Here is a 17,433-nt window from a genome sequence, read left to right as displayed (position 1 = left end):
TATACTCTTTTAATGTTAATTGAAAATTACATAAAAAGTTTTGTAAGTGGTATAATAATATAGATGAAATTAATAAAAAGATTTTGAGGGGGGATAACATTGAAGAGCTTAGTGTTATATGGTTTTGGTATAGGAGTTATAGACGTTAGAAGTATAAATAAGATAAAAGATAAGTATGAAAAAATTTATGTATTTGTATCAAAGGCGCCTCAGGGGAAGGCAAAAGAAATGCTTGATGAAATGGATTTTGTAGAAATCATTGAAACATTGAATTTTTATAAAGAAGCTAAAAGAAAAAACAAAGAACTTACTGATTCAGAAATTAAAGATCTTGGAGATTTTGGAGATAGAGCAATGATGAGGGATCCATGTTGAAGGATAGCATAAGTTTTTTATTGCTTGAAAGGGTTTCACTTATTCTTGTTATTACCTATATTATAATGCAGACATATTTTATAAAAAAGATTTTTGGCAATACTCTTGTTGTCAAAAATAAGCTTATTCTTGGAATAATTGGAGGATTTTTAGGGATTCTTGGAACAATTTTTGGAATTCCGTATAATGGTGCAATTGTAAATTATAGAGATATAGGCGTTATTCTTTCTGGAATGATTGGTGGAATGCCAGGAGGATTGGTAGCTGGCATAATTGCAGCGACGTTTAGATTGTTTTTAGGCGGAATTACCGCTGTTCCATGTTTTTTTGGAACAATATCAGCAGGTTTAATTAGTGGTTTTATATCTCAATATTATGGAAGAAAACATTTTACCTTTTTTAGAACTTTGTTTTATACAGCGGTAATAGAGATTATACATTTAACCTATGTGTTATTAATGGTAAAACCTTTCGAGGTAGCTTATAATATAACCTTTAATATATTATTCCCAATGGTTATCACAAATGCTTTAGGTGTTTCATTCCTTAATTTCATGATAATTAATATGGAAGAAAAGCTGGAATATACAACGGAAAATGCTATAAACTCAATTTTTGTAATAATGGAAAGGTCTTTGAATACAATAAAAGACGGATTCACTGAACGAAGCGCAAGAGAGATTGCAAAGACAATACTTGATAATACTTCTTTTGAAGCTGTTGCATTAACAGATAAAAAGAAAATATTAGCTCATGTTGGGATAGGTGATGACCATCATTATTCTGGAATACCAATAAAGACAGAGGCTACAAAAAAAGTAATAAAAAGCGGTCAGGGATTAAAGATAGTTGGGAAAAAGGGAATTAATTGCCCATATCCTAATTGTCCGTTATATTCGGCGATTATAGTTCCTCTTGAAAATGTAGAAGGGAAACTAATAGGGACATTGAAGCTGTATTATTCCAGAAATAATACAATAAAAAATTCAGATATAGTCTTTGGTAAAAAACTGGCACAGACACTTTCATTAATAATATCAACTGCCAAAATCAATGAAGAATTAAAAATGGCAACAGAGGAGAAATTGCGAGAATTAATGGCGAATTTAAGTCCACATTTCTTATTTAACACATTAAATGCTATAAAATATATTTCAAAGAAAGAGCCTGAAAAGGTAAATAAATTTATAGATAATTTATCAGAGCTTCTAAGATATACTTTATATGAGAATAGCACATATGTTACTCTTAATAAGGAATTGACGTTTACTAAAAATTATCTTTCATTAATGAAATTAAGATTTAAGGATAAAATAAATTATAATGTTGAAGATTATGAAAAATACAGTGAAATACTTGTTCCACCTTTTATACTTCAACCTATTGTAGAAAACTCAATAAAACATGGAATGAAAGAGACTATTCTAAACATAAATATACGATTTTTAGAAAAAGAAAATAGTTTTTATATTTATGTGGAAGATGATGGAAAGGGTATGTTGAATTCGAGAAAAAAGGGTAAGGGGTTGACATTAATAGAAAATAGACTAAAATCCCTGTATAATGATGATTATAATTTCTCAATAAAAAGTGGATTGTTTGGTGGGACTACTGTGGAAATAAAGATACCTAAAAAAGTAGGTGAGACAATTGATTAATGTGGCTATAATAGATGATGAATATTATGCAAGAGAGTCATTAAAGGACTTAATACATGAAATGAGTGATTTTAATATTGTTGGTTGTTATGAAAGCATTGAAGAGTTTATGAAAAAATCAAAGAATAATGAAATTCACGTTATATTTTTAGACATAGAACTTCCAAAAATGAATGGAATAAAAGCAGCGAAATACTTAAATCAGCATAAAATAGTTTTTGTAACAGCATATTCCGAATATGCTGTAGATGCATTTGAGGTTAATGCTCTTGATTACATAACAAAACCTGTCTCAGAAGAGCGTTTTATTGAGACAATAAATAGAATAAAACAATTATTTACCAACACAGAAAACAAAACTACAAAATTGGCTGTTGAAGATGAAAAAGAAATAATATTTCTTGATTTTAAGGATATATATTATTTTGAATATTTTGACAAAACAATACATGTATTTACATTTGATAATGAATATATACTTAAGCATTTTAGAAAATTTTCAGAATTATCAAAAAATTTGCCAAAAAATTTTGTAAGGATTCATAAATCGTATATTGTGAATCTTGATTATATAGAAAAATATATAAAAGAACTATCTTCTCTGGAATTGAAAAATAAAAAAATATTACCAATAGGTAAAACATATTTGAGGCATGTCAAGAAAATTTTAAATCTTTGAGTTTAGAAATTTGCCCGTTTGGGGCATTTTTTTTTACTTTTGTCGAAAAAGATGAATATTGTATGATATTTTTATAATGGTATAGTTTAAAAATTGAAAGGGGGTATTTTTAGTGAATTCGTTATTGTTGGCTATTTTAGCATTTGTAGGTTATTGGTTGGCCTATAACACATATGGCAAATGGATAGCAAAAAAGATTTTCGGTCTTAACGACAACAACCCGGTACCTTCAAAGGAATTTGAAGATGGTGTTGACTATGTTCCTACTAAAAAACATATTTTATTGGGACACCACTTTACAACTATTGCAGGAACAGGCCCAATAGTTGGTCCAGCAATAGGTGTTATTTGGGGTTGGGTACCTGCATTTATCTGGGTATTCTTTGGTTCTATATTTATGGGTGCAGTACATGATTTTACATCACTTGTAGTTTCAGCAAGAAATCAGGGTAAAACTATAGGTGAATTAACAGGTAATTTAATTAACGAAAGAACAGCAAAGATATTCTTGATTTTAATCCAGTTCTTATTATGGATAGTTCTGGCAGTATTTGGACTTATTGTTGCATTGTTGTTTAATATGTATCCACAGTCAGTATTTCCAGTATGGATGGAAATACCTATTGCCATGTGGTTAAGTTATATGATTTATAACAAAGGTAAAAACGATACACTTTATTCAATAATTGCTGTTATTTTAATGTATGTAACTATTGGCATAGGTGTTGTTATGCCTATAAAACTTGGTGGAAATGCAATAATTACATGGATTTATATATTGATGGCATATGTTTTCATCGCTTCAACTATGCCTGTTCATAAGTTATTGCAGCCAAGGGATTATATAAACTCACATGAATTATTAATTGCTATGGGATTATTGGTTCTTGGAGTAATTATTGGACATCCAAAAATCGTTGCTCCTGCATTTCAGACAGTTCCAGATGCACCACCTATATTCCCAATTCTTTTCATAACAATAGCCTGTGGTGCAATATCAGGGTTCCATAGTTTAGCTGCTTCAGGAACTACAGTTAAACAATTGGAAAAAGAAACAGATGCTCAGATGATTGGTTACGGCGGAATGATTTTAGAAGGAGTTCTTGCAACAATTGTTATTATTGCAGTAACTGCAGGTCTTGGTATGAATGGTGGAGGCGTTGAAGCATTTACATCACATTATTCATCATGGGCAGCAGCAAGCGGTCTTGGTGCAAAATTATCAGCAGTTATCAATGGTTCAGCAAATCTTATGAACTCTTATGGTATTCCTCTTGACCTTGCAAAAACAATAATGGCTGTATTTATTGTTTCATTTGCTGGTACAACAATGGATTCATCAACAAGAATTCAAAGATTTGCATTGCAGGAATTATTCTCAAATAAAGAAGGAAAAATCATAGTTAAACCTCTTGAAAATAGATATGTTGCAACAGCAATAGTGATTCTTGCAGCAATGGGATTAGCATTGTCAACTGGAGACGGTAAAGGTGCTTTAATTCTCTGGCCAGTATTTGGTGCTTTAAATCAGTTACTTGCCAGTCTAGCATTGCTTATTGGTACTGTATATCTTGCACAGAAGAAAAAGCCAATATGGATTACAGGATTACCAATGTTATTTATGATGGTTATGACATTATATGCAACAGTATTAAACTTAAAGAAATTTATAGCAAGTAATAATAGCTTATTAATATTCATTACAGTTGCTACTCTCATTATAGCTCTCTGGATTTTTGTAGAAGGATTTATAGCTATCGCCCGTGCAGGTAAAAAAGATCTGGAAGAAGTAGAAGAAGAAATTTAATGTTATAAAGTATTTTAGGCAACCTTAAATGGTTGCCTTTTTTATTTGTTATTATTTTTGGGGGATAATCGATATATAATATAGAATAATAATTTAGAGATAGTATAGAAAATTGGAGGAATTGAAATGAAGAAAATTTTAAATCTTATAATTATATTACTGATGCTTTTTCTCTTTCAGGGATGTATATTTAAAAACAATCCCCCGAAAATATTGGAGATGACTCCACAAAATGGCGAATCTTTAACTGATAAAGAAGTTAAATTTTCCTGGAAGGCAGAAGATCCTGATAATGATCTTCTGTATTATAATTTTTATTTATTTTCCAATACTGATAAAAAGGTAATAAAAGATATTAAGGAATATACAGAAACAGAAATTAATTTATCCCTTGATGAAGATAAAACATATTCATGGAAACTTGAAGCAGTAGATAAAAAAGGGAATTTAGATAGAAAAATTATTGAATTTAGAATTGAAAAAATCAATAAAAATCCTCCAACTAAAACTTTTTTAATAAATCCAAGAGATGGTGCAGAAGAAGTTTTTCCATATGAAATAAAGTTTCAATGGATTAAAAGTGTGGATTTTGATGGAGATAATGTTTATTACAATCTTTATCTTGATGAATCTACATCGCTTATAACACCGATTGCAACATATCTTACAAAAACAGAATATACCGTAAAAGATTTAAAGTTAAATACAAAATATTATTGGAAAGTAGTAGTTTTTGATTCAATGGGTGCAAGTGAAACATCAGATATATGGACATTCAAAACAGATGACAATACACCTCCTGTTGTTGACTTTCCCGCTAAAACATTTGTGATAAAAGAAAATGAAAAATTTGAATTGGATTTGAAAAATTTTGTATACGATAGAGAAAACGATCCAATAGAATACCATATATTAACAAATAATAAAGGTGCAATGATTGAAAGAAGTAAGTATATATTCAAACCAGATTATGATTTTGTAAAACATCCAGATTTAACAAAACAAATTCAGGAACAGATAGTGGTATCGGATACAAAAGAAAATTCACTGGGAGTTTTAAATATAATAGTTCAGGATGTAAATCAAACACCTGAAAATCCGGAATTTATATATCCAAAAAACAATTCAATAATTCCGGATAATATCAGATTAAATTGGAATGGAGTGGATAAAGATAATGATAAATTGAAATTCTCACTTTATATGGGGAATAATCCAATGTACTTATCTCCAATTGCCACAAATCTTGAAGATACATACTATGATATATCTCTTGAAAAGAATAAGGTATATTATCTAAAAGTAATGTCAGAAGATCCTTATGGTGAGAAAAGCTGGAGTGAAGTGTATAAAATAAAAACAACAAAAGAGCCCGTTTCCCTTGAATGGCAAAAAGAAATAGAAGATATAAAAGATATGTTTATCTATGATGAAAAAATTTATGTTATAACAAATGATAAAATATATAAATTAAATACAGATTCTTCAGAAAATAATATCATAGAAGTTGAAGGCCTTTTACCTGGTGGTATTATTTATAACGGAATTTTATATATTCCTTCTGAAAATGGTGAAATAAAGGTAATTGATTTAAGTAAATTCATTATTCAAAAAACAATATCTCTGGAAATATCAGATACTATTATAGGTTTAACAGCAGGTCAAAATACACTTTATATTACAGTTAAAAATGGTAATATAGTAGCTTATGATCTTTCTAGAGATACAGTAAAATTTAATAAAATATATGAAATTGAACCAATAGCCCCATTAACGATAATTGAAAATGGTAAAATGGTGATTTCGGGTAATTATGAAAATAGTGGGAAAATTATAATTACAAAACCACTTGGCAAGGTACTTTGTGAAATTGATTTATCAAATAAATTGACAGGTTCTATTATTTCTGATGAAAATTATAATTTGTATTTTGCAACAGGTGAGAAATTATATAGTTATACACAGGAAGGAGATGAAAATTGGGAAATAACTTTAAGTGATAATATATATGGTGAAGGAATTTATGATGGAGAGTATGTTTATGTTTCCGGAAATTCTAAAATATTTAAAATTTCAAAATCCGGAAAACTTAAAGCAAGTTATTCTATTGCTAATTTGTACAATAAGAGCAAAATAATTCATGGAAATAATATATATATTTTTACGAAAAACGGAATATACAAAAACTTTGAATCTACAAATAATAAAGATGAATTTGGAGAAATATTATCCTCATCTTTTAATGATGGATTGCTATTGGGAATTTCTCAGAATAATTTATATGCATTATCTATAATTCCCTCAGAAGAGGCTACAGATAATATATGGTGTCAAGACGGAAAAAATTCAGAGCATAATAGAAATCTATATAGTAGAAATAATCATCAACCTGAGAAACCTGTGTTAATTTATCCTGAGAATCAAAGAACAGAGGTTCCTATAAAAGTAACACTCTCCTGGAAAGGCGAAGATCCAGAAGATGATCCTTTGAAATATACTATATATCTTGCTCAGGAAAATGAAGAATTACAGGCTATTGGTACAACCGAAGCTACATATTTTAACATTACACTTGAAAATAATAAAAGATATTATTGGAAAATTATAGCTTCTGATGGAGAATTTGAAACAGAAAGCGATATATATTCTTTTAAAACAATTTTAAAGCCCGCAGATTTAAAATTTAAAAAATATATAGGTAGTGCAATTCAATCGCCTGCAATTTCTGAAGATAATACAATTTATTTTTCAACATCAGACGGAGCAATATATGCATTGGATACCTATGGGAATATAATATGGAAATATAATACAGAAGGCTTTATAAAAGCTCCTGTGGTGTTAAATCCAATTAATCAAATAATTATAGGTGATGAATTAGGTGAGTTATATATAATAAATCCAGATGGCACGTTATATGAAAAAACAGAGTTGGAAGGTCCTATATCAAAGCCTGTGTCTATTGGAGTGAATGGAGAAATATTCGTAGTAACGGATACAGGTATATTGTATAAATTTGGAGCGTTTGGCAACGAAATATGGAAAAAAGAATTATTTGGTAATGCAACTACAAATATAGTAGTTAATGGAAATAACCTGTATTTAGGTATTGGACAATTCCTGTATGGATTATCCAGCAATACAGGAGAAGAATTGTTTAAAATATCCTTTGCTCAACAGATTTCAACAGATTTATCCATGGATAAAAATGGAAACATATATTTTGGAACAAAAGAGAAAAAAATATATGGATATGATTTGTATGGAAATAAAATATTTGAAAAAGAATTAGATGAAGTAATTACAGGAAGTATAGTAGTTGATACAGATAATTCAATAGTATTTGTAGGCGAAAGTGGATATCTTTATAAATATTACTATATAACTGATATTCTGGAAAAAGATTTATATAATGAACAATTATATAATGTTACTCTTACAGGAGAATATAAATATTTAGGCGGTAAAAAAAGTTTTAGGGTAATAAACTCTACTGAAGAGTGGACGTATCAGGATACGGAGGAAACGCAGTTAAAATTAAAATCATCACCAAATATAGATGAAAATGGTGTTATAGTTTTTGGAACGTTAAATGGGTTCATTTATGGAGTATATGGCGATTCAATAGAGCTGAAAGATTCAGGATGGCCAATATATCTTGGAGATAGAAAACATACCGGAAATATTCATGCAAACTTAATCACAATGCCGGACAATAGACCTCCAATAAAGCCATATAATCCATACCCGGCAGATAAAAGTACATTAAGTTTAAAGACACTTACTTTGAAATGGGAATCATATGATCCAGATGGAGACAGCGTAACTTATGACTTGTATTTTGGAAATGTACAGGAGCCTGGATTAAAAGCAAAAAATATAACTGCTAAAAATTATGAAATTACAAATTTGGTTCCAGGAACATATTATTGGAAAGTAATAGCAAAAGATAGCGAAGGAAATATAACCTCAGGGCCATTGTGGGTATTTACAATAACAGAATCATCCAATGAAAATAATCCACCATTAGAACCAGAGTTGCTTGAACCAGCAGATAAAGCAGAAAATATTCCTACAACAGTAACATTAAAATGGCAGGGAAACGATCCGGATGGAGATACGTTAAAATATGATATATATATCTCAGATTCGCAGCAATTTACAACACCAAAAGAAAGCGACTATACAAATACCGATTATACAGTAACTCTTGATTCAGGTAAAACATATTACTGGAAAGTAGTTGCAAAAGACGGAAAAGGTGGAGAGACATCAAGTAAAACATATTCATTTACAACTGCTTTACAACAAAATACGCCGCCTGATAAGCCTGTATTGCTTTCGCCACAGAACAATGCAACAGATATTGAACCGGATATAACCTTACAGTGGAGTTGTAGTGATCCTGATGGCGATTCACTAACATATGATGTATATTTATCAACAGATCCAAATCTTTCAACACCATATAAAACAAATTTGGCCAATACATCATTAAGTGTATCCAATCTTCAAACTGGAGCAACATATTACTGGAAAGTAGTTGCGAAGGATGGAAAGGGTGGAGAAACATCAAGCGATACCTATTCATTCACAATAAAAGAAGATACAGGACCATTAGTTCCAAAGCTTTATTTTAAAGATACAACGATACAATCAGGGTCTAAAGGTAATGTGATAATACACGGGCAGGTTATAGAAAATATTCAGGCATGTGATATAGAAATTACATATGATCCGGCTAAACTATCCATTACAGAAAACGATATAAAAGGTATAGGAGAATTAACTGGTAAAGGATTACTTATAAGCATTTCAAATGGAAAAATAAGCATATCTATTTTATCCTTAGGAGGAACCTTTAGTATAAATAATAGTGATATATTACAACTTACCTTTAAAGCAATTGGAACTCCTGGAGAAACAGAACTTAGATTTACAGATAACACAAAGTTTGCATCGGGAATAGATAACTATCTGGATATTGATATATCTGATGTAGGTAAGGTTTTAATACAATAACAGCGCCTTAAAGAGGCGTTGTTATTTTTTTTATTGAACCAAAAAAGATAATTTTAAGTCTAATATAATATCATATTAATAAAAAATAACATTAAAGATATTCAAAAAAAGGACGATAATCAGATTGGATGGAATATAAACCACATGGAGGTGAAATTATGAATATTAAACGGAAAGGATTTGTAATCCTGTTGGGGATAATGATAATTATCCTGTTGAGTAGTTGTTTTAAAAGAATTCCTGTTTCATCGTTGAATACCGATGAAGTCAGCGTAACTCTGGCATCAAATTACAATTTTTATTCTAATGTAAATGCTTCAGCTATTGAAATAGTGATCAATAAAAAAATACCAGAAGATGCATTTTTATATGATAAAGATAATTCAATAGCTATAATTAAACCAATGGATAATAAAACAATTGTATTATTTTCTAAAGCTCAAAGAGATATAACCAAAGGTGAAAAGCTATTTACATTAAAAAGAAAATATCTAAACCTTGAAACAGACAAGTTGGAAACAGAAGCTGCATTTTATGATGAAAAAAGTAAACGCGTTATCACAAAAGCTTCAGATCCATTTGAAGATGGCATATCGGTTACAGATAACCTTGCAATAAAATCAGGTGATCCAGCAACTGTTGCTATTCACATGAAAGGAATTTCTGATACGCTTGCTCTGGAATTTGACGTTATATTACCTTCAAATAATATCGTAAAATTTGATGATACAACAAATGCAACAGTGGAATATATTGGTAGTGGGAATGCTCCTCAAATGATAGTTAAAGAAATTCCAAATGGATTAAGAATTTCGCTAGTAAAAGAAGAAAAAAATAAAAAAGGAGAAAAAATTAGAATGAATTTTGAAGATGAAGATGTGTTGGAATTAAAATTAGTGGGTCAGGGAGATTTGCCAAAGACTTCAGGACAGATTACAATAAAGAATCTAAGTGCAAAAGATGCAGGTGGTGAAGATATTAATTATGATGTATATCCTGGAGATATAGTTGTTTATAATCCTGTTCTTTTAGGTGATTTTGATAATGAAGATACGAGTGTTGATGAAAGAAATGATAAAGTTGATTTGAGTGATTTTCTTATTTTTGTAAAACATTATGGAACACAGCAAGGAGATACATTGTACTCAACACAATGTGATATATATCCTGCAGAAATTGCACCTGTTAAGGATTGGGTTGATAAAAATATTTATAGTGTAGCTTTTAAGGATGGGAAAATAGGAATAGAGGATTTTATTATCTTTGCAAGAAATTATAATAAGAGAGTTCCTGTTGAAAATTCTAAACCGAAATTTACAGATAGTCCAAGCATAAGTCCAGCGGATAAAGCGCAAAATGTTAGTATTGATACTAAAGAAGTAATTTTTCCTAAAGCAACAGATGAAAATGGAGATGAATTGACTTATACTGTCTATATTGATACAAATGAGAATAATCTTGGTAAGGAAAATAAATACTGCGCAACATCTACAAATAATAAAATTGATATTCTTAGAATCTTAGGAGTGGATAAATTAGATAGAGGCAGAACCTATTATTGGAGAGTAAAGGTATACGATGGTAATGATTCGGCGTGGTTACCTTCAGAAACAGGAGCATATGAATTTACTACTTCAAGTCTGGATACATTGTTTGTAGCAGGAGGATATGAAGGAATATTTGTAATTGATATTTCTGATACTTCTGCTTCAACTCCAGCAACTGTTGCAAATTCAGTAGATACAGATGGTTATGTATATAATTTATCTAAATTTGAATTTGACAGTAAAGAATATATAGCTGTTGCAGATGGAAATAACGGAGTAGCAGTTTATGAATATACACCATCAAGTTCAGCATTAGCAAAGAAAACAGATTCTTATTATTTTGGAAGTACTGCATATGATGTTCTTGAAACAACTGTAACAAGTCCATCTACAAAGGCATATATTCTGGTTGCAGCATCAACAGAAGGATTACAGATATTGCATTTTGATAATAGTGCAGGAGAATTAACTTATGTTTCAAGTATTTTAGGTTCTTCAGATGTAAGAGGATTGTACCAATCTGGAGATTATGTATATGTTGCTGCAAATGATGGATTGCATATTGTAGATATTAGCAATATTAATAGCCCAACAGAAGTGGGGAGTTATGAAATAAGCGGTGCATTAAATGTATATGTTGACGGAAATTATGCATATGTTGCTGCGGGAAGCGGAGGAGTATATAAGGTAGATATTTCAGATCCAGCAAATCCTTCAGAGGTTGCAAATGCAAGTATGGAAGCATATGATGTTAGTTATAAAGACGGTTATGTATATATAGCTGCAGGAACAAATGGAGTTATAAAATTAGATGGAAATACATTAAGCGAAGATTCAAAATATGATAGCGGTATTTATTATGTAGGTAATATACTTATCGATGGTGGAACTTTATTTGCTGGAAATAAGAGATATGGATTATTAATCTTAAATATTGATACTATGGAAAAAATTAATACATTGGATAATGGGGCTGTAGCAAAAGCCACAAAAACATTGGAAAATTATATTATTGTAGCTGATTCAGAAAATGGAGTAAATATTTTAGATGCAACAACATTATCCTTTACAACTGCAAAGTCAACAGCATCAATACAACTTGATGGAATTGCAAAGAGTGTTGAAGCTACACAATTAACAAATATTTTTGTATCCAAAGGAAGTTATGGTGTAGATGTATTAAAATTTGATACTTCAAATGGAAATCTTACTAAACTAAAGAGTTTACCTATTTTAGGAGAAGCTTATAACGTAACTATAGGTTCAACAGTTGTTTATGTAAGTTCCGGTAGTGGAGGATTAAATGTTTATGAAAATAGTGGAAGTTATGATTTTGTAAAAAGAGTCTCAGTTTCTGGCAATAAAATAGTTACAGATTCTGTTATAGCAACAGGAAATTGTTTGATAGTTGCACAATCTGATGAAATAGGAATTTATGATATTTCAGATGCGGGAAGTCCAACAGATACTAAAAATAATGCAAATGTAGATAGTAATATTTTTGATCTTGAACGTGCAAACAAAAGTGCAACTGAGGATTATATATATGTCGCTGCTGGTTCAGAAGGTATAAAGGTTTTTGAGTTTGATTCAACTACTAAAGAATTAACTGAATTGGGAAGTTCAAGATTTGATGATGCATTTATTACAGATATAACCTTAGATGGCACAGATACGCTTATATTATCTGCAGGAAATAAAGGTGTAATAATTATGAAGGTTTCTGATCCAACAAAACTCGGTGATGCGGATGCAAGAAATATAGGTGCAAGCAATGATTCAGACAGTGATGGAAATTACGTAGAAAATTCTTATGATACTCAGGGAAATACAACGTTTGTGGAAAAGGTAAATGATGGAACTAATGATCATTATGTTGTATCTGATGGCGAAAACGGCCTTGTAATATTAGATAGCAATCTTGATTTAGAAAAGGATTATAACTGGTTAAACTTTGAAGGTTTAGCTGCAAATTGATCTGTTATACCCCGGGAATTTTCCCGGGGTTTTTTTATGGTTCTTTATATTCATGAAATTATATGATATAATATACTCGAAAAATAAAAAGTAAATAAAAATTCCTTTAAAGTGTAAGGGAAAGCGGTGAAAATCCGCTGCGGGCGCGCCACCGTGAGTGGGGACGAAACTGGCAAAGTAACGCCACTGGAATTGTTTATATTCCGGGAAGGCGCCAGGAGTAGGAAGATCCACAAGCCGGGAGACCTGCTTTAAAGGGATTTGTTCCATCTTCTCGCGAAAAGAAGATGGAAAATAGATTTTATATAGGAGGGATTATAGATGAAGAAGGTATTTTTGGCAACGCTGTTGTTATTATCTTTTATGGCATTTGCTTTTCAACCTGTGACACTTGTAGATGATCTTGGAAGGGTTGTTGTATTTGATAAAGAGGTAGAAAGGATTGTTGTAGCTGCACCAGCTATTTCTGATTTTATTGTAAAGCTTGGTGCTAAGGATAAAGTTGTTGGAGTTACTGATTTTGATTCCTATATTACAGATGTTGAGAAAATAGGAAATATGGTTCCACTAAATGTTGAAAAAATTGTATCTTTAAATCCTGATGTTGTATTATTAACCGGGGGATTTCAGGAAGGGGAAGTTTCAAAGCTTGAAAAATTTGGAATAAAGGCTTTTGTTATAAATCCAACTACTTTAAATGAAATGTTCAGGGATTTATCTCTTGTAGGTGTAATTCTTGGGAAGGAAAAAACTGCACAGGATTATTCATTTAAGTTAAGACAGAGAATGTTGAATATAGCCAAAAATACATTTACATGGAAAGAGAAACCAAGAGTTATATATCTTTCTGCATATGGTAGTGTTTCACAGATGTGGACATGTGGAACTGGAGCATATTTAAATGAATTAATTGCATATGCTGGTGGTATTAATGTAACTGCTCCATATACAGGAAATAATGGATGGTTTGCAGTGGGTCCGGAATTTGTAATTAAGGAAGATCCTGATATAATTCTTGTTCCTTCATATTATCCTGGGGATAAAGGAGCATATGATTTAATTATGAATGCTGAACAATTTAAAGATATAAAAGCTGTAAAAAACAAGAAAGTATTTATCATAGACGGAAATAAGGCTTCTTTACCAAATACAGGATTAATAGACTTATTGGGAGAGCTAAATAAACTCTTCAGTGAAAATAGATGAAATTAATTAAATCGGGGAAAACTTCCCCGATTTTTTACCTGATTTCTGGAATTGTTTTAGTGTTTTTTTCTATAATTCTTTTTGTTTCACTTGGAACTATAAATATTCCATTTGTTGAGGTAATAAAAGGATTTTTTAATTTATCTGAAAATACATTATACAATAGAATAATATTTAATTTAAGATTGCCGCGTGTTTTAGGAACATTGCTTATAGGGGCAATACTTGCCGTTGCAGGGAATGATTTTCAAATGATAATAAAAAATCCACTTGCAGATCCGTTTATTATTGGTATTTCTTCAGGGGCAAGTTTTGGAGCTATATTATACACCGCTTTAAAAAGTGTATATGGTCTTGAATTACCTTTTGGAATAGAGATGTTTTCATTTATTTCAGCGATTATAGCAACATTTATTACCTTTTTATTAGCAAAAGAAGGGAAAAAAATTCCTGTTATATCTTTAATTTTAAGTGGTGTGATTGTTGGATTTACATTTAATTCAGTTTCGACATTATTGACAGTTTTATTCTGGCAAAATTTATTGCATATAAACTTCTGGCTAATGGGAAGTACAGGAAATATAGTCTGGGGAGATTTATATCTTCTATTGTTTTTTTTGATTTTACAAATTACTGTGAATTTTGTATTTCATAAAAAAATTGAAGTGGTAGCAATGGGAGACGATATTTCGGTTTATTCTGGAGTTAATCCCGAGAAAATAAAAATTTTAGTACTTTTAATTAATGTTTTTGCAGTTGCTGTTGTTGTTTCCAAAGCAGGGATTATAGGTTTTGTAGGTTTGATAATTCCACATCTGGTGAGGAAATTAACAGGTCCTGGAATTAGATATTCAACATTGGGATCTATTATTTATGGAGGAATATTTCTCGGGTTTGCCGATTTGTTTTCAAGATACCTTTTTAGACCTACAGAGCTTCCAATTGGTGTAACTACTTCTATAGTAGGGGCTCCTATATTCATAATTATCATGAAAAGAGGAAGAAAGATATGAGTATTTTAAAGATAAAAGATCTTATCTTTTCATATAACAATCATTTTAAATTGAATATTTCTGAAATGTATCTTGAAAAAGGTGAATTTGTTTCTATAATAGGGCCAAATGGTTCAGGGAAAACAACTATATTAAAACTTTTAACTGGTTTAGAAAAACCAATGAAAGGGAATATATATGTTGAAAATAAATCTATTTATGAATATTCCAAAAAAGAATTGTTTAAAAAGATTGCTGTTGTTCCACAGGAATTCTTTACATCATTTGATTTTAAAGTGGAAGATATTATTTCTTCTGGAAGAATTCCATATGCGGGTTTAGTATCAGTTGAGGAAAATAACAAAGTAATGGAAGAAACAATGAAAAAAACAAATACATATGTTTTTAAGAATAGAGTATATAATTATTTAAGTGGTGGTGAAAAGCAACGCGTGATGTTAACGCGTGCTCTGGTTCAACAGACCGATATTTTATTACTTGATGAATTTGTTTCTCAAATAGATCCAGGATTTACCCAGCAATTAATAAGAATGGTGAAAAATGAAGTTGTAGAAAATAATAAAGGAATACTGGCAATATTCCACGATATTAATATTGCATCATTGTATTCTGATAGAATATATATTTTAAAAAATGGTGAAATAAAGTATTCAGGAACGCCTGAAAAAGTAATTACCAGGAAAATAATGAAAGAAATTTTTGATATAGAATGTTTTATTGTGGAGCATCCTTTCAAAAATAAGCCACAGGTGATTTTTGAGTATTAATTTGATAAAAATTGTGAAATTTGATATAATAGAATTGAGTTATATTTATACAAAAAGAACGAAAGGAGGAGGATGAATTGAGTAAGGTAAAGTATTTAGTAAAAATTGATCAGGTGGAACAATTATCACAGGAAGAGAAAGAACAGTTAAAAAAAGTAACTGAAAAATACAAATTTAGAGCAAATGATTATTATCTTGGATTAATTAATTGGGAGGATCCCAATGATCCTATAAGGAATTTGATAATTCCGCAAATGGGTGAATTGGAAGAATGGGGAAGATTAGATGCATCCAATGAGAAGTCATATACCATAAGCAAAGGATTGCAGCATAAATATAGAGATACAGCTTTGCTTTTGGTAAATGATGTATGTGGAGGTTTTTGTAGATTCTGTTTTAGAAAAAGATTGTTTATAAATGTTGGTGCAGAGGTTGTTAGAGATGTAAGTGAAGACCTTGAATATATAAGACAACATAAGGAAATAACAAATGTATTATTAACAGGTGGAGATCCATTATTGCTTGCAACTGAAAAGCTGGAAAATATTATAAAACAGATTAGAGAAATTGAACATGTTCAGATTATAAGAATTGGATCAAAGATGGTTGCATTTAATCCACATAGAATTATTGACGATCCAAAATTAATTGAAATGATTAAAAAATATTCAACTGATGAAAAGAAGATATATATTATGACACAGTTTAATCATCCAAATGAAATAACTGATGTAGCAATTAAAGCTGTAAATATGTTATTAAAAGCAGGAGCAATTTTAGCCAACCAGACACCGTTAATTAAAGGTGTAAATGCTGATTATAAGACATTGGAAGCATTGTTTAAAAAGCTTTCATTTATAGGTGTTCCACCATATTATGTATTTCAGGGAAGACCTGTTGCTGGTAATAAACCATTTGCAGTGCCTGTTGAAGAAGGATATCAAATTTTCTTAAAGGCTATTATGAATGTTTCTGGACTTGCTAAGAGAGCTAAATTTGCTATGTCTCATGAAACAGGTAAAATTGAAGTTGCAGGACTTACAAAAGAGCATATTATCTTTAGATATCAAAGGGCACATGATCCTAATAATGCAGGTAAGTTTATGGTATATAAAAGAAATCCAAATGCATATTGGCTTGATGATTATAAGGAACTTGTTGAAGAATTCGTTGTTGAAAATCCACAACCATAATAAAATCCCCGGTTATTTTTTATAACCGGGGATTTTATTATATCTATTGTATATGTATTATTTGAAAATAGAAATAATAATAATCGCTCAAACGGTAGAAAATTCTAATCCTCAAAAATTCTCGTTCCCGCCGGCCGTTGCAGACTCACGTCCATGTTCGTCTTCACTCAAAATCACATCCGTGTGATT

Annotated in this window: 10 protein-coding genes and 1 riboswitch; all 10 genes read left to right on the top strand. The window is 30.4% G+C overall.

Annotated elements, in window-relative coordinates:
• Positions 1 to 99 precede the first annotated feature (99 nt).
• The 10 genes from XO11_RS04975 to XO11_RS04930 all read left to right on the top strand — a co-directional run bounded on the left by XO11_RS04975 (position 100) and on the right by XO11_RS04930 (position 17,244).
• Positions 100 to 375 carry a hypothetical protein gene (locus XO11_RS04975; RefSeq protein WP_014296495.1) on the top strand — a complete coding sequence of 92 codons (276 nt, stop codon included), beginning with the start codon at positions 100 to 102 and terminating at the stop codon, positions 373 to 375.
• On the top strand, positions 369 to 2,033 hold the full coding sequence (locus tag XO11_RS04970; RefSeq protein WP_175418251.1) for a LytS/YhcK type 5TM receptor domain-containing protein: 1,665 nt from the start codon (positions 369 to 371) through the stop codon (positions 2,031 to 2,033). Before XO11_RS04975 ends, XO11_RS04970 begins: the two co-directional genes overlap by 7 nt.
• Positions 2,017 to 2,712, top strand: coding sequence for a LytR/AlgR family response regulator transcription factor (locus XO11_RS04965; RefSeq protein WP_368494357.1), 696 nt, complete (start codon positions 2,017 to 2,019; stop codon positions 2,710 to 2,712). The genes XO11_RS04970 and XO11_RS04965 overlap by 17 nt, the downstream gene beginning before the upstream one ends.
• A gap of 112 nt (positions 2,713 to 2,824) precedes the next feature.
• Positions 2,825 to 4,519 carry a carbon starvation protein A gene (locus tag XO11_RS04960; protein ID WP_014296492.1) on the top strand — a complete coding sequence of 565 codons (1,695 nt, stop codon included), beginning with the start codon at positions 2,825 to 2,827 and terminating at the stop codon, positions 4,517 to 4,519.
• A 126-nt stretch (positions 4,520 to 4,645) separates the two neighbouring features.
• Complete coding sequence (locus XO11_RS04955) at positions 4,646 to 9,541, top strand: PQQ-binding-like beta-propeller repeat protein (protein WP_175418249.1); 4,896 nt, start codon at positions 4,646 to 4,648, stop codon at positions 9,539 to 9,541.
• 158 nt (positions 9,542 to 9,699) lie between these two features.
• Positions 9,700 to 13,065: a hypothetical protein gene (locus tag XO11_RS04950; protein ID WP_175418248.1), complete on the top strand. Its 3,366-nt coding sequence runs from the start codon at positions 9,700 to 9,702 to the stop codon at positions 13,063 to 13,065.
• A gap of 92 nt (positions 13,066 to 13,157) precedes the next feature.
• A riboswitch (cobalamin riboswitch) is annotated at positions 13,158 to 13,334 on the top strand.
• Between the two features lie 52 nt (positions 13,335 to 13,386).
• Complete coding sequence (locus XO11_RS04945; RefSeq protein ID WP_175418247.1) at positions 13,387 to 14,271, top strand: ABC transporter substrate-binding protein; 885 nt, start codon at positions 13,387 to 13,389, stop codon at positions 14,269 to 14,271.
• Positions 14,272 to 14,330: 59 nt separating this feature from the next.
• Positions 14,331 to 15,284, top strand: coding sequence for an iron ABC transporter permease (locus XO11_RS04940; RefSeq protein ID WP_171814209.1), 954 nt, complete (start codon positions 14,331 to 14,333; stop codon positions 15,282 to 15,284).
• On the top strand, positions 15,281 to 16,051 hold the full coding sequence (locus tag XO11_RS04935) for an ABC transporter ATP-binding protein (protein WP_014296487.1): 771 nt from the start codon (positions 15,281 to 15,283) through the stop codon (positions 16,049 to 16,051). Before XO11_RS04940 ends, XO11_RS04935 begins: the two co-directional genes overlap by 4 nt.
• A 77-nt stretch (positions 16,052 to 16,128) precedes the next feature.
• A complete protein-coding gene (locus XO11_RS04930; protein ID WP_014296486.1) occupies positions 16,129 to 17,244 on the top strand; it encodes a KamA family radical SAM protein in 1,116 nt (371 codons plus the stop codon).
• Positions 17,245 to 17,433: the final 189 nt, after the last annotated feature.

It is taken from the genome of Marinitoga sp. 1138, assembly GCF_013363265.1.
Classification (GTDB): domain Bacteria; phylum Thermotogota; class Thermotogae; order Petrotogales; family Petrotogaceae; genus Marinitoga; species Marinitoga piezophila.
Note: the sequence above shows the minus strand (reverse complement) of the source record. Positions and strands in the feature narration are given on the sequence as shown.